General features: G+C 63.0%; 21 protein-coding genes. 14 read left to right on the plus strand and 7 right to left on the minus strand.

The window, feature by feature from the left end:
* Positions 1–72: 72 nt before the first annotated feature.
* Complete coding sequence (locus GOEFS_RS17050) at positions 73–894, minus strand: hypothetical protein (protein WP_007319188.1); 822 nt, start codon at positions 892–894, stop codon at positions 73–75.
* A 411-nt stretch (positions 895–1,305) separates the two neighbouring features.
* On the opposite strand from GOEFS_RS17050, the gene rplN reads away from it, so the two are divergent.
* From rplN to pucL, 9 genes are all read left to right on the plus strand, one after another.
* Entirely contained in the window at positions 1,306–1,674 is a 369-nt protein-coding gene (gene rplN / locus GOEFS_RS17055; RefSeq protein ID WP_007319189.1) for a 50S ribosomal protein L14, read from the plus strand.
* A gap of 1 nt (position 1,675) precedes the next feature.
* Positions 1,676–1,993, plus strand: coding sequence for a 50S ribosomal protein L24 (rplX, locus tag GOEFS_RS17060; RefSeq protein ID WP_007319190.1), 318 nt, complete (start codon positions 1,676–1,678; stop codon positions 1,991–1,993).
* A 1-nt stretch (position 1,994) separates the two neighbouring features.
* Positions 1,995–2,573: a 50S ribosomal protein L5 gene (gene rplE, locus GOEFS_RS17065; RefSeq protein WP_007319191.1), complete on the plus strand. Its 579-nt coding sequence runs from the start codon at positions 1,995–1,997 to the stop codon at positions 2,571–2,573.
* A 1-nt stretch (position 2,574) separates the two neighbouring features.
* On the plus strand, positions 2,575–2,760 hold the full coding sequence (locus GOEFS_RS17070; RefSeq protein WP_007319192.1) for a type Z 30S ribosomal protein S14: 186 nt from the start codon (positions 2,575–2,577) through the stop codon (positions 2,758–2,760).
* Between the two features lie 104 nt (positions 2,761–2,864).
* A complete protein-coding gene (locus GOEFS_RS17075) occupies positions 2,865–3,425 on the plus strand; it encodes a nucleotidyltransferase family protein (protein WP_007319193.1) in 561 nt (186 codons plus the stop codon).
* Between the two features lie 112 nt (positions 3,426–3,537).
* Entirely contained in the window at positions 3,538–5,514 is a 1,977-nt protein-coding gene (gene uraD / locus GOEFS_RS17080; RefSeq protein ID WP_007319194.1) for a 2-oxo-4-hydroxy-4-carboxy-5-ureidoimidazoline decarboxylase, read from the plus strand.
* Between the two features lie 50 nt (positions 5,515–5,564).
* Entirely contained in the window at positions 5,565–6,095 is a 531-nt protein-coding gene (gene uraD, locus GOEFS_RS17085) for a 2-oxo-4-hydroxy-4-carboxy-5-ureidoimidazoline decarboxylase (protein WP_007319195.1), read from the plus strand.
* Positions 6,092–6,415, plus strand: a complete 324-nt coding sequence (gene uraH / locus GOEFS_RS17090) for a hydroxyisourate hydrolase (protein WP_007319196.1) — start codon at positions 6,092–6,094, stop codon at positions 6,413–6,415. Before uraD (GOEFS_RS17085) ends, uraH begins: the two co-directional genes overlap by 4 nt.
* A 12-nt stretch (positions 6,416–6,427) precedes the next feature.
* A complete protein-coding gene (pucL, locus tag GOEFS_RS17095) occupies positions 6,428–7,336 on the plus strand; it encodes a factor-independent urate hydroxylase (RefSeq protein ID WP_007319197.1) in 909 nt (302 codons plus the stop codon).
* Here pucL and GOEFS_RS17100 read toward each other — a convergent pair.
* Positions 7,333–8,730: a guanine deaminase gene (locus GOEFS_RS17100; RefSeq protein ID WP_007319198.1), complete on the minus strand. Its 1,398-nt coding sequence runs from the start codon at positions 8,728–8,730 to the stop codon at positions 7,333–7,335. The genes pucL and GOEFS_RS17100 overlap by 4 nt on opposite strands.
* A gap of 59 nt (positions 8,731–8,789) precedes the next feature.
* Between GOEFS_RS17100 and GOEFS_RS17105 the strand changes: the two genes are divergently transcribed.
* The 5 genes from GOEFS_RS17105 (at position 8,790) to GOEFS_RS17125 (ending at position 15,679) form a co-directional block, all read left to right on the plus strand.
* Positions 8,790–9,590 (plus strand): FAD binding domain-containing protein, encoded by an 801-nt coding sequence (locus GOEFS_RS17105; RefSeq protein ID WP_007319199.1) that lies wholly within the window; start codon positions 8,790–8,792, stop codon positions 9,588–9,590.
* Positions 9,587–12,331: a molybdopterin-dependent oxidoreductase gene (locus GOEFS_RS17110; RefSeq protein WP_007319200.1), complete on the plus strand. Its 2,745-nt coding sequence runs from the start codon at positions 9,587–9,589 to the stop codon at positions 12,329–12,331. Before GOEFS_RS17105 ends, GOEFS_RS17110 begins: the two co-directional genes overlap by 4 nt.
* Positions 12,328–13,317 (plus strand): XdhC family protein, encoded by a 990-nt coding sequence (locus tag GOEFS_RS17115; protein ID WP_007319201.1) that lies wholly within the window; start codon positions 12,328–12,330, stop codon positions 13,315–13,317. Before GOEFS_RS17110 ends, GOEFS_RS17115 begins: the two co-directional genes overlap by 4 nt.
* A gap of 62 nt (positions 13,318–13,379) precedes the next feature.
* Positions 13,380–13,694 (plus strand): hypothetical protein, encoded by a 315-nt coding sequence (locus GOEFS_RS17120; protein ID WP_050949947.1) that lies wholly within the window; start codon positions 13,380–13,382, stop codon positions 13,692–13,694.
* Complete coding sequence (locus tag GOEFS_RS17125) at positions 13,694–15,679, plus strand: ATP-binding protein (RefSeq protein ID WP_007319203.1); 1,986 nt, start codon at positions 13,694–13,696, stop codon at positions 15,677–15,679. The genes GOEFS_RS17120 and GOEFS_RS17125 overlap by 1 nt, the downstream gene beginning before the upstream one ends.
* Here GOEFS_RS17125 and GOEFS_RS17130 read toward each other — a convergent pair.
* The 5 genes from GOEFS_RS17130 to GOEFS_RS17150 form a co-directional block, all read right to left on the minus strand.
* On the minus strand, positions 15,660–16,418 hold the full coding sequence (locus GOEFS_RS17130; RefSeq protein ID WP_007319204.1) for an anti-sigma factor: 759 nt from the start codon (positions 16,416–16,418) through the stop codon (positions 15,660–15,662). The genes GOEFS_RS17125 and GOEFS_RS17130 overlap by 20 nt on opposite strands.
* On the minus strand, positions 16,415–16,981 hold the full coding sequence (locus GOEFS_RS17135; protein ID WP_007319205.1) for a sigma-70 family RNA polymerase sigma factor: 567 nt from the start codon (positions 16,979–16,981) through the stop codon (positions 16,415–16,417). The genes GOEFS_RS17130 and GOEFS_RS17135 overlap by 4 nt, the downstream gene beginning before the upstream one ends.
* Positions 16,982–17,088: 107 nt before the next feature.
* Positions 17,089–17,871, minus strand: a complete 783-nt coding sequence (locus GOEFS_RS17140) for an ABC transporter permease (RefSeq protein ID WP_007319206.1) — start codon at positions 17,869–17,871, stop codon at positions 17,089–17,091.
* Positions 17,861–18,874 carry an ATP-binding cassette domain-containing protein gene (locus GOEFS_RS17145; RefSeq protein ID WP_007319207.1) on the minus strand — a complete coding sequence of 338 codons (1,014 nt, stop codon included), beginning with the start codon at positions 18,872–18,874 and terminating at the stop codon, positions 17,861–17,863. Before GOEFS_RS17145 ends, GOEFS_RS17140 begins: the two co-directional genes overlap by 11 nt.
* Positions 18,852–19,127 (minus strand): MbtH family protein, encoded by a 276-nt coding sequence (locus tag GOEFS_RS17150; RefSeq protein WP_007319208.1) that lies wholly within the window; start codon positions 19,125–19,127, stop codon positions 18,852–18,854. The genes GOEFS_RS17145 and GOEFS_RS17150 overlap by 23 nt, the downstream gene beginning before the upstream one ends.
* Position 19,128: the final 1 nt, after the last annotated feature.

Raw genomic sequence — 19,128 nt, forward strand, 5'->3', positions numbered from 1 at the left:
TTCTGGACAATCGTCGGCGACCAAGGGCAAGTTGCCCTCGGACGTCGGGCAATGTCCCGAATTTTGTGATGCTCAGACTCGCCGTCGTCGGTGCAAGTCTGTACTCGTGATCATTCGGATGTCGGCGAGGATTGTCGGCCAGTTGTAGAGGATGTCCTGGTAGTCGACGCGGATGCAGAGCCAACGTCCGATCAGCGCTTTGCGGTCGCGTCGATAGTCATTGCGCCGTTGGTCTCGAGGGCCGTGGTGGCCCTCCGAATCGCACTCGATAATGAGGCGTCCGACGAGTAGATCCACCTTCCCGACCGTCGGGATCGACACTTGCGTCTGGACGCGAAAATTCAAGGCACGCAAGCGAAGTCGCGCGATGGACTCGGTCCCGGACTGAGACCGGCCATCGCACTTTGCCAGCATTGTCGAAACCCACACGGGAGTGTTCTGCCATGCCGCCTCGAGTCGACTGACGGAGGTCATGCCCAGATTGAGCGCGCTGTCGACGGCGGCGATCCAATGTTCTTCGGTCATGCAGCGTGCAGCGCAGGCGAATGCGACGGCAAGTGAATCGACGGCGTGTGGTGTGGGCGGAACCCGGCCGAAGGCATGACAGCATCGGATGCCGACCTCTTCGGCATATCTGCTCTTTCGGACATGCACGTCGTCGTATCCGGGGGCGACCCAAACTCCGTGATGTTTGAGTGCCGAGACGCAACTCAGAACGCCTCCGGCGCGGACAGCCGAGACCACGGCGGCATCGGAATTGGGTGTCGCGTACCAACCGTGACGCAGGCGGTCGATCGAGCCGGACACGGCGGCGTCGAAGATTTCCTCGTAGGTTGCGTGGAATCTTCTCTTGAACTCTTTCGCGCGAAACACGCCGGGGGCCAGCTCGTCCATGGATCTTTGACGCACGTCAGGGCGATTTGGATCCCGCGACTTTCGGAGTTGGGGATAACTGCGATCGCGGAGGCGCGCTTGTGGACGGTGCGCGCGCATTGGCCTCGAAAATTCTGGACACTACGACGTCGTCGGGGGCAGATTGCCCTTGGCGTCCGGGCACTATCCAGAATTTTGGGAAGGAGGGGAGTCCGGGGGCGGGGAGGCATAGGCCGGGGGCGCGGATTTGGTTCCGACCTGCGGTTTCGCCTACACTAGAGCGGTTGCCTGCGACGTAGCTTGCGTCGCGAATCGGCTCGCGAACCCACTGGGAAGCAAAACCCCAGGCAGGCGCGTGTTTCGGTGGCAGCAGACCGTGCACGTCGGGTCGGAAATCCGGCGGGCATATACACATCGGTTCAAGGAGAATCAGTGATTCAGCAGGAATCCCGCCTGCGAGTTGCCGACAACACCGGTGCCAAGGAAATCTTGTGCATCCGCGTGCTCGGAGGCTCCGCACGGCGCTATGCAGGCATCGGCGACGTCATCGTCGCCACCATCAAGGACGCCATCCCCGGCGGCAACGTCAAGAAGGGCGAGGTCGTCAAGGCGGTCATCGTGCGCACTTCTAAAGAGCGTCGTCGTCCCGATGGCTCGTACATCCGCTTCGACGAGAACGCAGCGGTCCTCCTCAAGAACGAGAGCGACCCGCGCGGAACCCGTATCTTCGGACCCGTCGGTCGTGAGCTTCGCGAGAAGCGCTTCATGAAGATCGTCTCGCTGGCTCCGGAGGTGCTCTGACATGAAGGTGCACAAGGGCGACACGGTTATCGTCGTCTCGGGCAAGGACAAAGGCGCTAAGGGCAAGGTCATCCAGGCCTTCCCGAAGACCGAGCGTGTCCTCGTCGAGGGCGTCAACCGCATCAAGAAGCACACCCCGAACTCAGCCAACGAGCGCGGCGCGGCGTCGGGCGGCATTGTCACGCAGGAAGCCTCGATCCACGTGTCCAACGTGATGGTCGTCGACTCCGATGGCAACCCCACCCGCGTGGGCTACCGGACCGACGAGGAAACCGGCAAGCGCGTGCGCATTTCCCGCAAGAACGGGAAGGACATCTGACATGAGCACCACTGAAAAGGTTCAGCCCCGGCTGAAGCAGCGCTACCGCGCGGAGATCAAAGACTCCCTCAACAAGGAGTTCAACTACGACAACGTCATGCAGATCCCGGGCGTCGTCAAGGTCGTAGTGAACATGGGTGTCGGCGACGCCGCCCGTGACGCCAAGCTGATCAACGGTGCGGTCGCCGACCTCGCCCTGATCACCGGCCAGAAGCCCGAGATCCGTCGGGCCCGCAAGTCCATCGCGCAGTTCAAGCTGCGCGAGGGCATGCCGATCGGTGCGCGCGTCACGCTGCGCGGCGACCGCATGTGGGAGTTCCTCGACCGTCTCGTGTCGATCGCCCTCCCGCGTATCCGCGACTTCCGCGGCCTGAGCGACCGTCAGTTCGACGGCAACGGTAACTACACCTTCGGTCTCAACGAGCAGTCGATGTTCCACGAGATCAACATCGACAACATCGACCGACCGCGCGGTATGGACATCACCGTTGTCACGTCGGCCTCCACCGACGACGAAGGCCGTGCGCTGCTTCGCGCACTGGGCTTCCCGTTCAAAGACGCGAACGCGAAGGACAACTGATATGGCAAAGAAGGCTCTGGTCAATAAGGCCAACAAGAAGCCGAAGTTCGCCGTGCGTGCGTACACGCGCTGCAACAAGTGCGGACGTCCGCACTCGGTCTACCGCAAGTTCGGCCTATGCCGTGTGTGCCTGCGCGAGATGGCACACGCAGGCGAGCTGCCGGGTGTGCAGAAGTCGAGCTGGTGATCTAACCGGCTGACAAGCTGAGATGAAATGCCCCGACCCGTTATGGGTCGGGGCATTTTGCTGTCCGAAGGGCGATTTCAGTCCGTGCCTGCGACAATTGCCCGATGACTGTCGTCGGCATCCTCCTCGCCGCGGGTGCCGGCCGCCGATACGGAATGCCGAAAGTGCTTGCGGAACAAGGCCAATGGCTCTCAAATGCGGTAGCCGCCCTCGACGCCGGCGGCTGTGACGATGTGGTCGTCGCGCTCGGTGCGGCAGTAGTGGATGTTCCCGAGCCGGCTACCGCACACTTCGTCGAGGACTGGTCGGAAGGCATCGGCGCCACGTTGCGCGCTGTGCTCAGCGCGGTGCGCGGCCCCGACGTCGACGGTGTCCTGGTCCATCTCGTCGACCTGCCCGACGTCGATCATCGCGTCGTGGCACGGGTTCTCGATGTCGCACAGGCGGGTCGGGACATCTTGGCGCGGGCGACATTCGACGGCCGCCCGGGACACCCGGTCTATCTGGGGGCGGCGCATTTCGATGCCATGCTAGAGCGGCTCTCCGGCGATGTCGGCGCTGCCTCCTACTTGGCGGAGCGCGACGATATCGACCACGTGGAATGCGCACACTTCGCGACTGGAGTCGACTGTGACGTGCCTTCGCCGAGACTGAAACGTGGTTGACACACGCGAAACTTGCCCGAAATAGCAGCAATCTAAATTCTTCCCACGGGTGTTCTCACACGGCCGCATCTACCGCTGTGAGATTCCGGCCCCGGTGAGGAAGGAAACTGCCATGACCGCAGACGCGAGACCTATCGCCGCGACCACTAAGCGCAAACGGGTGCATCCGGTCGATCAGGTGCCGCCGCCGGGGCAGCTGATCACCCTGGGTGCCCAACACGTGATCGCGTTCTATGCCGGTGCCGTGTTGGTGCCCCTGTTGATCGCACGAGCCATCGACCTCGATTCCGAGGCGTTGACGATGCTGATCACCGCAGATCTGTTCACCTGCGGTATCGCATCGATGCTGCAGGCAGTTGGTATCTGGAAAATCGGTGTACGCCTGCCCCTATTGCAGGGTGTCACGTTCGCGACGCTGGCGCCGGTTATCAAGATCGCCAACGAACATGGCGGCGGTCGGGTCGGCTTGCTCACCGTGTACGGCGCGGTTATCGCGGCCGGCGTTTTCGGCTTTCTCATCGCCCCCTTCTTCGCCAAGCTGATCCGCTTCTTCCCGGCCGTGGTTACCGGTTCGGTGATCACCATCATCGGTGTCGCACTATTGCCAATCGGCGCGGGCGATGCTGTGACTAATCCCCATGAGGGACTTCATGATCCGGGGAACCCACGGTGGTTGCTGTACGCGGTCGGCACGCTCTTAGCAATCGTGTTGATGCAACGCTTCTTCCGAGGTTTCTGGGCCACGATCGCGGTGCTACTCGGTCTCATCGCGGGTACCGCGATCGCCTGGATCGCCGGCGATGCCTCCTTCGGCAGCGTCGGCGAGGCCAGCTGGTTCGGCTTCACCGTCCCCTTCGCCTTTGGTATGCCGCGATTCGACATAGTCGCGATCGTCTCGCTGATCGTCGTATTCCTCGTAACCGCAGTCGAATCCACCGGATCGGTCTTCGCGACCGGCGAGATTGTCGGCAAGCGGATCAAAGCGAGTGACATCGCCGCGACGGTCCGCGCCGACGGACTGGCCACTGCCATCGGCGGCATGTTCAATTCCTTTCCCTACACTGCCTTTTCGGAGAATGTCGGCCTGGTCCGCCTTACCGGCGTGAAGAGCAGGTGGGTGGTCGCGGCGGCCGGAGTGATCATGATGGTTCTCGGCATCATGCCCAAGACAGCGAAGATCGTCGAATCCATTCCGGCACCGGTGCTCGGAGGAGCGGCACTTACCCTCTTCGCGACCGTAGCCATCGTCGGTATCCAGACGCTCACCAAGGTCGACTTCACCGATCATCGCAATCTCATCATCGCCAGCACGTCGCTGGCGATGGGGCTGTATGTCGAGCATGAGCAATCCTCCGCTCCGACAACGGTTTTGGAGAACGGGCAACGGGTTTCGGTACCTGGGCAGCCGGGGGTGGATCAGGCTGTGCCGGGTATCTTGCAGATCCCATTCAGTACCGGAATCACGATGGCTGCCATCACCGCGATTCTGTTGAATATCTTGTTCTTTCATCTCGGCGGACGAGGTGTTGCGGTTGCCGGTGGCGGTGATATCCGCCTCGATGAGGTGAATAAGATGACGCTGCAACAGTTTCGGACAACCTTCGGGGATGTCGTGCAGTCGGTAACCTGGGTCGCCGACCGTGCCTATGAGCAACGCCCATTCGCCGATGCACACGACCTGCGCAGCGCCTTTCAGGAGGCGATGCTCACTGGTAGCGATGCCGAACAGCTGGAGCTGATCACGGCTTTCCCGGATCTTGGCGCCGAGGACGAGATCGGCGATATGACTGCCGTCGATCACAAGAGTCTGCAACATCTCGACGACGAGGAGTTGCAGCGAGTGGTGGAGTTGGCGACCGCGTATCGGGAGAAGTTCGGCTTCCCGCTGGTCGTATGTGCTCGCGAAGCCGAACGGTATGAGCGCGTGCTACGCAATGGCTGGAGCCGAATCGACAACTCGACGTCGAGCGAACGGGCCTTCGCGCTGATCGAGATCGCGAAGATCGCCAACTACCGGTTCGACGATCTGGTGGCCGATGCGAACCCGCTGACATCGGCCAGGTTCGGCCGCATACCGGACCAGTCGTAGCGAGGCGAAACCTACTGTGGCCGTTGGTAAGTGAGAACGGAGGCATCAACATGCGCCGACTGGGATGGCGCGGCATTGAGAGCGTCAACGAATTGCGCGAGTCGCAGGCGATCCACTGGTTCTACGAGACATGCTCGTCCCGTATTTGGGCAGTCCGCGTCGCTGCGGGCCGGCCATTCCGCGATGCGCAGGCCCTCTACAACCGTGCGGATCTGATCTTGGCGGAGCTGACCGACGCCGACCTCGACGAGGCGCTGGCGGGGCATCCGCGCATTGGCGAACGCTCAGACAGCGCGGCATCGACACGGGAACAAGCCGGCGTGAGCGGTGCGGACGAGCAGACCCTTGCCGAATTGAAGAAATACAACGTGGAGTACGAGGACAGGTTCGGACATGTCTATCTGGTGTTCGCCAATGGACGTCCCGCGGACGAACTGTTGCAAATCCTCCGAGAGCGAATAGATAACCCCCCTGATGTGGAAAGACGGGTAATGCGAATGGAATTGGCCAAGATCAATCGTGCCCGTCTCGAACGCGCGCTCACGCCTGTTCATCAGCTGGCCGACGGCACGACGCGATGAGTGGTCTGAGCACCCATGTGCTTGATGCGGTCTCCGGTGGCCCGGCAGTCGGGATCCGGGTGGTGCTCTACGGACCGGATGGATCCGAACTGGCTGTGGGAGTGACTGATTCAGATGGTCGGATCACCGACCTGTTCGAGCAGATACTCGCGCCTGCTGACTATCTAGTGACGTTCGCGACCGGAGAATGGTTCGCCGCCAATGGAATCGACGGATTCTATCCGTCAGTGGATATCGCTTTCACCGTCCGGGGCGAGAGTCACTATCACGTGCCGCTGCTGCTGAGTCCATTTGCCTATTCCACCTACCGGGGAAGCTGAGGAGAGTGCTTCATGTCAATTGTTCTGGGAGACAATCAGTACGGTAAAGCCGAGAATCGCGTAGTTCGGATCAATCGGGATAGCGATCGGCACACCATCAAGGACGTCCGCGTGGGATCGTCGCTGCGCGGCGATTTCGCGTTGGCGCATACCGCCGGCGACCAGCGCCGAGTGCTGCCGACCGACACGCAGAAGCAGACTATCTACGCGTATGCCAAAGAGTTCGGAATCGATGCCATCGAGGATTACGGTTTGGCGTTGGCCAGGCACTTCGTCGATGATGTCGAACCGGTTGACTCCGCCCGGCTGGAGATCGACGAATACGCCTGGGAGCGAGCGGTTGTCGACGGCACCGAGCATGATCACACGTGGGTACGCAGCGGCGCGGAGATCCGCACCGCCGACATCACCGTCGACGGTGTGGGCGAGGACCAGCGGACCTGGGTGCTCAGCGGCCTCAAGGATCTGGTCGTGCTGAAGTCGACGGGGTCGGAGTTCAAAGACTTTCTGGTCGACGAATATACGGTGCTCGAACCGACCAGTGATCGGGTCATGGCGACATCGCTACAGGCCAAGTGGCGCTACATCGGCATCGATATCGATTGGAACGCGGTCTATTCCGGCGTACGGTCGATCGTCGTTGCCGAGTTCGCACAGGTGCATTCACTTGCCTTGCAACAAACGCTGTATGAGATCGGGAAGGCCGTATTGGAGGCATACCCGGAAATCGCCGAGATCCGTTTGTCTGCGCCGAACAAACATCATTTCGTCTACGACCTGAGTCCATTCGGATTGGAGAACAACAACGAAGTCTTCCATGCCGACGATCGACCCTATGGCCTGATTCAGGCGACGGTACTCCGCGATGACGTTCCCGCGGCCCCGGCGGCATGGATCGGGCAGCTCGGCTGGTTGACCTAGTGCGGCACCGCGCTGACGACCCGTCCGGCCACTATCACCGTACTGATCGCCTCCTCACGCAGCCTCATCAGCAAGGTGAAAAGCGTTTGGGCGGTGGCAGACTCGTCATCTTCGGCACGTTCGGCGTTGGTCAGCGCGGCCGCCAGCGCGGGCGAGTTGTCGGGGGCGATCACCAGCAGGTCGGCGTCCTTACCGATGTCGAAGTTCCCGAATGTGTTCTCCCGGTCGAGCGCACGTGCCCCGGCCAGGGTGGCCGCGAACAACAACTCGGCCGGGTGCAGCGATACCGCGGCGTCGCCCGGTTCGGACATGTGCACTTTGAAACAGTCGTTGGCGACTCTCGACAGCAACCACTCGTCGCCCGCCCCGACGTCGGTGCCCAGCGCAACGGTGACACCCGAATTGTGGGTGCGACGCCACGGCATGGTGCCCGAACCGAGGAACAACTGCGACGTGGGGCAGTGTGCGATAGAAGTTCCTGTCTCGGCCATTCTGGCCAGTTCGTCATCACCACAATGAACGGCATGCGCAAGGATGCTGCGGCGTCCCAACAGGGTAGGGCCGCCGATAGCGGAACCGGGCAGAAAGCGTCCGTCGTAGGTATCGAGGTAGGAACGCACGCCGTAAGCGGTCAGCGTCGCATCCACCTCGCCGGTGCCCGGACGAGCGTTTTCGTTGAGATGGCTGTGAAAGTACACACCGTCGCCGCGCACCTCGCTGTACAGCTCGCCGAGCGCCGCCAATGTCGCGGTGTCGACCGACAACGAAAAGCGTGGCACCAGCGCGACATCGGACAGGTGGCGGCCATGCCAATCGCTGATCTCTTTGCGGCACAGTTCGATCGCCTCGGCGGTGGTCGTCAGCAGAGCGTGAGCGGACTGCGGACCGACGGTCTGTATGCCGCGCCCGGAAATGGTTCGCAGACCGGCCGCTTCAGATTGGGAGAACAGCGCGTCCTGTGCGGTCGGGAAGGCCGATCCGAACACCATCGCCGCGGTGGTGCCGCTCGCGAGTCGGCGGCTGCAGAATTCGATCGCGGCCTGCTCGGCGAAATCAGTATCAGCGTAACGGGATTCGGCTGGAAAGATGCACTGCGTCAACCATTCGAGGAGTTGCCCGCCGCCGAACGAGTCGACGCAGTAGGTCTGTGGAAAGTGGATATGGGTGTCGACGAAACCGGGGATCAGAAAGCCCGGTCGATGATCGGCTACGGTCCAGTCGGCCAATTCGTCGGGCAGGGTCCCCGCGCTGCCGCAGTACGCGATCTTGCCGTCGGGTCCGACGGCAAGCGCACCGTCGGGAATCGAGCGAAGGGCGTCAATCGCGCCGGATGCGCTTGGCGCACCGGCGATGTCGAAAATATGACCGCGATAGACGGTCGGGGTGTGTGCCATGCGGACAATGGTGGGCCACGATCACCGAACTCGCATGACGAAGACTGGAGGGGCGACTCGTGGACCTGCCGATGATCGATGAATGGGTCACCGCGAGCAGTCGCGCGGACCTAACGGGTCTGTCCGCGTCGGATGCCGTGGTAGCCGGTGGCACCTGGCTGTTTTCGCAACCGCAGCCGAATCTGCGTCGACTGGTGGATCTGGCCGGCCTCGGCTGGCCGGATCTGACTATCGCCGACAGTGGCTTGGAGATCGCCGCCACCTGCACAATCGAACGGCTTGTCACACAGCGCTATCCAGCGGCCTGGCGGGCCGCGCCGCTGTTCGCGCAGTGTGCTCGCGCCCTGCTCGCGTCGTCGAAGATCTGGCGATCGGCGACTGTCGGCGGCAACCTCTGCCTCGGGTTGCCGGCCGGCGCGATGATCTCGCTCTGTGTGGCGCTGGATGGCATGGCAGTGATCTGGCGCGCCGATGGCAGTGAGTATGTCTGTGCCGTAAGCGACTTCGTTCGTGACATCGGTATCACCCGATTGGACTCGGGTGATGTGTTGCGTGCGATTCGGCTACCGGCTTCGGCGCTGACCGCCGAGACGGCGATGCGCAAAGTCGCCTATGCCCCGTTGGGCCGTTCGGGAGCGTTAGTCATCGGTCGGCGAGGTGCCACCGGCTTGCACGTATCGGTGACGGCCGCTACCAGGCGTCCACTCGTAGTCGAGGCGCCGGATGTCAGTGGGGTCATGGCTGCGGTTACGTTGTTGCCGGACAACGAATTCCACACCGATGCACATGGCCGCGCGGATTGGCGTCGCGCGGTGACGACCCGTCTGGCCGCTGAGGTGATGGGGGAGTTGGTGTCATGAAAGTCAACGGCGTAGTGGTCGACGAGTTGCCCCGGCCCGGTCAGTGCCTGCGGACCTACTTGCGTGAGCACGGCAACGTCGAGGTCAAGAAGGGCTGCGACGCGGGCGATTGCGGCGCGTGTTCGGTACTCGTCGACGGTACGGCACGACACTCGTGCATAGTCCCCGTACAGCGCGTCGCGGATGCCGAGATCACAACGGTCAGCGGACTCGGCACATCGCGGGATCTGCATCCGGTCGCGCAACGATTTGTCGATCATGCCGCATTCCAGTGCGGATTCTGCACTGCCGGAATGATAGTCACCGCAGCACAATTGGCCGACAATGAGGTGACCGATCTCAGGCAGGCCCTTAAGGGGAACCTGTGCCGGTGCACCGGGTATCGGCCCATCGTCGCTGCGGTGCGTGGCGAGGTGCCGGTCGATATCAACTCTGTTGATACTGAAACACCCTGTGGGCGTTCGATTCCGGCCCCGGCCGCTACCCGGGTGGTCACCGGAACGGAGCGGTACACGATGGATGAGCAACCAGCGGACACCGGCGCGATAGCGGTTTTGGGCAGTCCGTCGCCGTCGGCGCGGATCAGGCGGATCGACACCACGGCGGCCGCGAGTCTGCCCGGAGTGCGCGCGGTCCTCACCTATCGCAGCGACCCCGGAGTTGCCTTCTCCACCGCGAGACATCAGGACCGCACCGACGATCCGGATGACACTCTCGTCTTCGATCGAATCCTGCGATTCGTCGGTCAGCGAGTGGCGGCCGTGGTCGCCGACACACCGCAGATAGCGGCGCGGGCGCTGACTATGATCAGTGCCGAATTTGAGGAATTGCCAGCGGTTTTCGATGCCGAGCAGGCTCGAGCCCCCGGAGCCCACGCGGTTCACGGCGACAAAGGCGCCGACTCGCGTATCGCCGCCCCACAGGACAATATCGTCGCGGAAGTACACGGTGAGGTCGGTGACGTGGCGGCTGGTATCGCGTCGGCGAGGGAGTCGGGCGGAGAGGTGGTCTCCGGTGTCTGGCAGACCGCGCGGGTTCAGCATGTGCATCTTGAAACACATGGCGCGGTGGGGTGGCGAGATGAGTCCGGGCGATTGGTGATTCGATCGAGTACCCAAGTGCCGTTCCTGGTTCGCGACGAACTTTGTCATATTTTCGGACTGACGGCCGAGCAGGTGCGCGTCATCGCACCTCGCGTCGGCGGCGGTTTCGGTGCGAAGCAGGAGATGCTCGCCGAAGATCTTGTTGCGCTTGCGGTTCTAGTGACCGGGCGGCCGGCGGCGTACGAGTTGAGCCGCAGCGACCAGTTCACTATTGCGCCGTGTCGGCATCCGATGAGCGTCCGGGTTACCGCCGCGGCAGACGGGGACGGGACGCTCACGGCGTTGGCGATCGATGTCCTTTCCGATGCCGGCGCATATGCGAATCACAGTGTGGGCGTGCTGTTTCACGGATGCAACGAGTCTATGGCTCAGTACCGATGTGCGAACAAGCGAGTTGATGGCCAGACGGTCTACACCAATAACCTGCCGTCGGGCGCATTTCGCGGGTACGGCCTCGGACAGGTGCTATTCGGCATCGAATCCGCGATGGACGAGTTGGCATCGCGTCTGCGAATAGACCCCTTCGAATTCCGGCGTCGCAATGCCCTGCGTGCCGGGGAACCTTTCGTCAGTTGGGAGGTCGAGGATGGCGACCTGCGATTCGGTAGTCACGGGCTCGACCAGTGTCTCGATGACGCGCGTCGGTTACTGATCGACGGACGGAGCCAATCTGCCCGTGCTGGAATGGAATTCGTCAACGCTGGCTGGCGGCTGGGCGAGGGGATGGCGATGGCTATGATCGCGACGGTACCGCCACGCGGACATTTCGCCGACGCACGGGCGCGACTCGCCGGCAGCGGCCAGGTTCAGGTGGAAGTTGGCACGGCAGAGTTCGGCAACGGCACCTCCACCGTGCATACCCAGATCGCGGCACAGGTTCTGAGCTGTGATCCGTCACAGATACGGCTCGTACAGGCCGATACCGATCTCGTCGGATTCGACACTGGCGCATTCGGCTCGGCCGGTACGGTCGTCGCCGGATTGGCGACCATGCGCGCGGCCGAGGCGTTGCGCGGCGAGATCGTCGATGCCGCCGCGCGGGAGCTTGGATGTGCGCCGGTGGATATCGAACTCGACTCCGGGGTGGCGCGCGGGGCCGGCGCGGAGATCCCACTGTCGGAGCTGGTCGCGGTGTCGGGCAGAGACTTTGTCGGCCACGGACGACATGACGGCACACCGCGCTCGGCCGCGTTCAATGTCGCGGCGTTTCGGGTCGCGGTACATCCGGACACCGGAGAGGTGCGAATCGTGCAGTCGGTGCAGACTGCCGACGCCGGGTACGTGATGAACCCCCAGCAGTGCCGAGGACAGGTGGAAGGCGGTGTGGCGCAGGCTATCGGGTCCGCACTCTATGAAGAGATGGTGGTCACCGACGGAGTTGTCCAGACCGATACGTTGCGGAACTATCACATACCGCAGGTGGCGGATCTGCCCGAGACGCAAGTGTGTTTCGCGCAAACTCATGACGAACTGGGTCCGTTCGGAGCGAAATCGATGAGTGAATCACCCTATAACCCGGTTGCTCCCGCTCTGGCGAATGCCATCGCCGATGCCGTGAGCGCGCGGATGTATCAACTGCCGATGACTCCCGCGCGAGTATGGGCGGAGACGGCGATGCGGAACGAGGTACGACGATGATCCGAACCGTGTTGTCGCGGTTGATGTCCGCGGCTGCCGTCGAACGAGTGGCGCTCGCCCGGGTTATCGATGTGCGAGGATCGAGTCCATGCCCGCCGGGCAGCGCGATGGTGGTTACCGCGTCGGGGGACGTGATCGGCTGTTTGTCCGGCGGATGCATCGACGCCGACGTTGCGGCCCGCGCGGTCGGTGTGATCGGCGACGGAGTGGCCGAGCGGATTCGGTTCGGGGCTGATCGGGACGACCCGTTGGGGCTTGGGCCGGGGCTGACCTGCGGCGGTGAGATCGAAGTTTTCATCGAGCCGGTCGATGATGCCGCGATACCGCTGCTGACTCGGCTACACGACGCTATTGCCACCGGAAAACAAGCGTCCTGGGTGACCGAAATCGGCCCCCGACCGAGCTGGCAATTGGGTACGGCGGATACGGCGAGTGACGCGCATCGCTTTGTGCAGCGATTCGCAGCAGCGCCCAGGATGATCATTGTGGGCGCGAACCCCTATGTGGACTCGTTGTGCCAGATGGCGATTCACCTCGACTATCGGGTGACTATCGTTGATGCGCGGGCGGCATTCGCGACCGCCGATCGGTTCCCGGGTGCGCAGACTGTTGTCGATTGGCCGCAGCGGTATCTGACAGGTGAGCTCGAGGCCGATCGAGTGGACGAGCACACGGTGATCTGCGTGATGTCGCATGATTCGCGCTTCGACGTCCCGACTCTGCGACTGGCGCTGGAGTCTCGAGCGGGCTTCGTGGGTGCCCTCGGCTCACGGAAGACCAGCGAAGAGCGTCTGGACCGGCTGCGAGAGTCCGGTGTCTCCGAAGCGGCGCTTGCTCGACTGCACAGCCCGCTTGGCCTTGACCTCAATGCCGCCACACCGGCGCAGACGGCGGTGTCGATCCTGGCGCAGGTCATCGCGGTGACCGGCGGGGCAACGGGCGCCGCGCTGGAGGAACGGTCGGGGCCGATTCACCAGACGGTGTGAGTTGGCCCCGCACAGGGCCCGCTTGGAGGTCGTGACATCATTGAAGCTGGCCAAATGGGAGAGTGACACAGGAGGGCGCGGCGATCATGGTGGACCCCGGCGATCGAACCGACCCGGCACTACGGTCGCGGATCGTCTCGGCCTATTACTCGCTCGCGGCGCGGCCCGGCGCATGGGTCACCGTCGCCCAGCTCCGCGGCACTTTGTCCGACGTTGACCGCGCCACCCTCGACGCCGAACTTGTTGTCTTTCAACGCCAACCGGGCGTCAGTCTGGTACCGCAGGAGAATCGTCGTCTGCTGACCGATGACGACCGAGCGGCAGCTGTAGTGGTGGGAGCGCAACAATGTCATCTGTTCGCGGTCGAGGAGGTCTGATGGACGACATTACGCGTAGTGCACTGGAATCCATCCGGCTCGATTGGGCGGTCACCCCCGATGATGTCTGGGAACCGCAGGCGCCACTACATGTTCCAGGTTTGCACGACGCCGCGCTCGCAGAGGTCTTGCGTGCTTTCGACGACGCCCGCCGTAGTTCGGGCGCGAGTCCGCTGGGCGTCGCGATCCGCGGACCGGCCGGCTCGGGCAAAACCCATCTGCTCGGCCAGATCCGCGAGCGGGTCCAAGCCGTGGGCGGCTACTTCTTTCTGATCAAACTTCTTGACGGAGAAGACTTTTGGCGATCGGTTCTCGTCGCGTTGTTGGAGGATCTGACGCGACCGACGCCGACGCACGCCTCGCAACTCGCACAACTACTCGACCGGCTCGCTACCGCCGCTGGACTGGCAGCCGATGACCTCGCCGCGATAGCCGGTGGTGCGCCCCTCACTCGAAAGTCATTGGACGCGTTCGTAACTGGTGTCTACCGGCAGCATCCCCGGCACCGCCGCCGTTCTCAGCATGTTCTGCGCGCATTGGCGCTGACCGAGTCAGACGACTTCGAGCAGCAGGATATCGGTACCGCCCTGCTGCTGGCCGATGTCGACGACTCCGAAGATTTCGCCGCCTGGGGTATCCAGAACGCGAGGCTTGGTTACCAAGAAATCGTCGAGAACATCTCACGCATCATCGCTATGGATGATGCCGCGGTCGTCGCCGTGGACCAGATCGATACGTTGATCGCCACCAATCACGCCGACGACGAAGCTGACGAACGCGCGGTCAATCGGGTCGCGCACGGGTTGATGACGTTGCGCGAGACCATGAGTCGGACCACATCGGTGGTGTCCTGCGTCTCGGCGGCGTGGGACTATCTCGAGGCGCACACGCCGCAGTCGGTCATCGACCGCTACCGGACGCCCGCACGCCTCCAGCGTCCGTCATCGGCCGAGTTCACTCGTGCGCTGCTCACCAAACGGTTCGCACAGTTCTACGCCAATGCCGATTTCAGTCCGCCCTACCCGACGTGGCCGGTCACCGAGGAGGGCCTGGCGTCATCGATCGACTTCACGCCGCGTGATGTGATGCGAACTGTCGATCGTTATGTCAGCACGGTTCTGCGGACCGGTGACTTCGGTGAGCTCACCGAATTCTCGGCGGCGTCGGCACAGGCCGATATCGAAGTGCGGCAATCGAATTTCGACCCGTTGCAGATCGATCAACTCGGCCAATTGGACCGGCGGTTCGCCGAACTGGTGTCCGCGGCGGACCCTCGGGATGCCTTCGATCATCGGCGCGAAGACGCCGTGGTGCCACCCTTGCTCGCAGCCGGGTTGGCAACCTGGATCGACGCACTGAGCGCCGGCGGCGACATGTATCAACAGGATGCCAGGCCGGGCCGCAACCCTGCCCTGCATGCCCGACTGCGACGTACGATCGACCCGCTGACCGACGCCGAACAGTTCTGGGCATTCCGCGCGATCGCGGCGTCACATTTCCGGGCTGTTCAGTCCAGGCTCGACAAGGCGGGCATCGCCTCGGCGGTGAGTGTCGATGTCTCGTCGCGGTCATTGGTGCTCCTGCGCCGGGACCCGTGGCCAACCGGCGCGAAGACCGTGAAGATGTTGCACGACCTCCGCAATCGCGGTGCGGCGCTGGTTAATTGGACGGCTGATGACGTCAAGGTGTTGATGGCTCTTGCCGCGATGCGGGCCGAACGATCAGAGTTTCTGGCGGAGTGGATCGTATCGCGCAAGCCGGCCCAGCAGGTTGGCTTTCTCGCGGGGATAACCTCTGCGGCAACAGAAGTCATAGCGCCGACGCCCGCGGTGCGGCCCAGCTCGCGACCCGGCGGACGGTCGATCGCCAACCGTCTGGCCGACGCGGCGACAACCGGTGGGTTATCGGCGTCGGCGGCCGCACATCTCTTCGCGTCGGGACCCGGCACTACCTCAGGACCCGGATCTACAGGGGAACCTGGGTAAGCAGCGGCGTCGACGGCGCGGGTGAACCACCGCGCGGCTCAAGTGTCACGGCAAGCGTCGTCGTATTGTCGAGCTGGTCGATCAATAGTGGCGGCGCTGATCCCGAATTGACGATCCCGGCCGAGACCGGCGACGCCGACTTACCGACGAGCCAAAGTTGCAGGCTGCGATCGGTGGGTACCGGATTGGTGGTCCCGCGTATGACCGCCACGGCTTGGTTCTGTTCCTGCGACGTGACGACGATCAGCGTGCCGCGTTCGTCGTTCAGTTGTCCGCGTGCCAAGGTGGCGTCCGATGCCGACAGCACCGATGCGACGGCATCGGCCTGCACCGTCTGGGTGCTGGGAGCTGTTGCGCGGCCGATGAATACGCCCGCGCCGATGGCTGCCGCGATGACCACCGCGGCGGCGGCGACCAATGCGACCAAACGCTGCCGGCGCCGAGCCGAGCCGATGGGCGTTACCGAGGCCGAACCGCTCTCTTCCGACTGACGGCTCCGCAGTCGCTCGGCGTAATCGGCGAGTACCCGCTCACGCACGTCGTCGGGGGCGGCGACCGCGAATCGGCTCGCGTAGTCGGCCATCGTCTCCTGAGTCTCGACGATCTGGGCGTTGTAGGCCTCGCGCCGCGCCGCCGGCAGATTCGCCAGTTCCTCTTGTGCGCGAGCGCGTTCGTCGCTCGGGAGACTGTCGATCGCATACAACTCGACATGATCGTCTAGCCAGTTTTCGTCGCTCATCTACCGTCGCTCCTGACGCAATGGCGCAGTCTTCGCAACCCGTCGCGGATGCGCGATTTGATGGTGGGAAGTGGAGTGGCGGTATGCGCTGCTACCTCGGGATAGCTCATACCGCTGAAGTATGACAACTCGATGCTGCTGCGTTGCAGATCGGTCAATCGTCCAAGGCAGTCGCGTAGGGTCATCGACTCCTCATTCTGCAGCACTAAGTCGAGGGTTGGCGGCTCCGCTATCGGCGCGTTTGCCGCGACATACTGCTCACCTCGCCGACGTCCCAATTCCTCGGCACGTATACGGTCGACAGCCCGCCGATGGGCGATGGTCATCATCCAACTGATGACCGATCCGCGATTGGTGTCGTATTCGTGCGCGAGCTGCCAGTACTGCAGATACGCCTCCTGTACGACCTCTTCGGCATGGCTGCGATCATGCAATACCCGCAGCGCAAGGCCGTAAATACGGGAATTTGTCAGATCGTAGAATCGGGCGAATGCGGCGCGATCACCGTCCGCGGCGCGGGTCAGCAGAATCGAAAGATCGTGATCCTGGTCCAGTGTGCTCATTAACGCTCCTCTGCGAATCTGGCCGCCGTACCTGGACCGGTACGGACGGCCGTCGGCCGACCCGTATGCCGTGAATACCACCTTCGTCGTCTTAGTAAACCCGTTTGTCACCGACGCGCTGACCTTTGGTACAAAACGAGCGAAACCGGCACGCATATCACCAAGATGGCGACGCACCAGATCACCGCGTAACCGAAGGCGTGGTCGGCGGGCCAGCCGCTGGCCGCGGGGAAGTCGGGCGGCGCGGCATTGCCGAAGAGATCGCGGCAGGCGGTCGCGACCGCGGTAACCGGATTCCATTCGGCGATTGCCCGTAGTGGGCCGGGCAGGCTCGCGGCGGAGATGAACGCGCTAGACAGGAAAGTCACCGGGAACATCCACAGGAAGCCGACACTTTGCGCGACTTCGACATTCTTGGCTGCCAAGCCGGTGACGGCTCCGACCCAGGCCATCGCGAGTGCGAAGAACAACAGCAAGGCGAAGGCGATCACGGCGTCGCCCAGCGAGCCTCGAATTCGCCAGCCGATGGCGTAACCGCAGGCGACCATGACGGCAAGTCCGATCACGCCGAGCAACATATCCGAACTAACACGTCCGGTGATCACCGCCAGGCGCGACATCGGAAGTGAGCGTAGGCGATTGACGATACCGTCGGACATGTCGTTCGCCAATCCGACGGTGGTGAACGCGGCGTTGAAGAGTGCGGTCTGGGTGAAGATTCCAGCCATCAGAAACTCTCGGTACTGTCCGCCGCCGAGTGTGGCACCGAAGACATACGCGAACAGAAAAACGAACATCAATGGCTGAATTGTCGCGCTCACCAACAGAGTTGGGATGCGGCGCACGGTGAGTAGGTTGCGTTCGATCAATACCGCGGTGTCAGAGAACATCGACGACCTCCCGTTGAGTGTCCGATCCGGTCAGTGCGAGGAAGACCGCGTCCAGCGTCGGCGCGGTGACGACGGCGTCGATACATTCGACGCCGCGGTCCTGTAATACCTGCACGGCGGCCACCGCGCTGCGCGTACCGGCGTCTATCGGGACCTCCCAGTTCCGGTCGTCGAGTTGTCGCGGCTCACCGGCACCCACTTGCATAAGTGCGGCGGAAATCTCGGCGTCCGGCGAGGTGGGCGCGACTTCGATCCGGAGACCGGACTGTCCGAATCGCGACTTGAGCGACTGCGGCGTGCCGCGCGCCTGCACCACGCCGCCGTCGATGAGAGTGATCTCGTCGGCGAGTTCGTCGGCCTCCTCCAGGTACTGGGTAGTCAGCAGAACTGTTGTGCCCGCTTGTACGAGCTGATCGATCACTTCCCAAATCTGACGTCGTCCACGTGGATCGAGACCGGTGGTCGGCTCGTCGAGAATGACGAGGGTCGGTCGGTTGATGACCGCTCCGGCGAGGTCCAATCGTCGGCGCATACCGCCCGAGTAGGTACGCATAGGTCGATCGGCAGCCGTAGTCAGATCGAGCTCATCGATCATCTGCCGGGCGCGCGAACTCGCCTCCCGGCGTGAGTGGCCGTACAGCTGAGCGACCATCCGCAGGTTCTCGAATCCGGTCAGATTGCCATCAACCGCGGCGTATTGGCCAGATACGCCAATAATGTCGCGGACCCGTGCGGGTTCCTTGCGTGCGTCGATGCCGCCAACCTGGATCTGCCCGGCGTCGGGTTCCAGAAGTGTCGCGACCATTGCGACGCTGGTGGTCTTGCCCGCGCCGTTAGGGCCGAGCAGGGCGTGTACCGAACCGGCAGGGACCTCGAGGTCGAGGTCACGCACCGCGTGGTGCTGCGTTCCGCGGCCGAAAAGCCCCGAACGATATGTCTTACTCACTCCCCGCAATGTCAGCGCGGGTTCACGAGACGACTCAGCCATTCTGTGCCGTCCCATTGGCTCCCTCTTCCGATGTCCGTTGACGGTTGCGATCGGCGGCGGCTCGCGTCATCGCCGCGACGAGACTGGCCGGTCGCATGTCACGCCAGTGTTCTTCCACATACTCCAGGCAGGCATCGTGTCCGTCGGGCCCGAAGGCTCGGGTCCAACCGTCGGGCACCGGCGCGAAATCGGGCCAAAGTGAGTGTTGCCCTTCGTGGTTGACGAGGACGAGGAAGGTTCCGTCGGTGTTGTCGAACGGATTGGTCATA

It is taken from the genome of Gordonia effusa NBRC 100432, assembly GCF_000241305.1.
In the GTDB taxonomy this organism is placed as follows: Bacteria; Actinomycetota; Actinomycetes; order Mycobacteriales; family Mycobacteriaceae; genus Gordonia; species Gordonia effusa.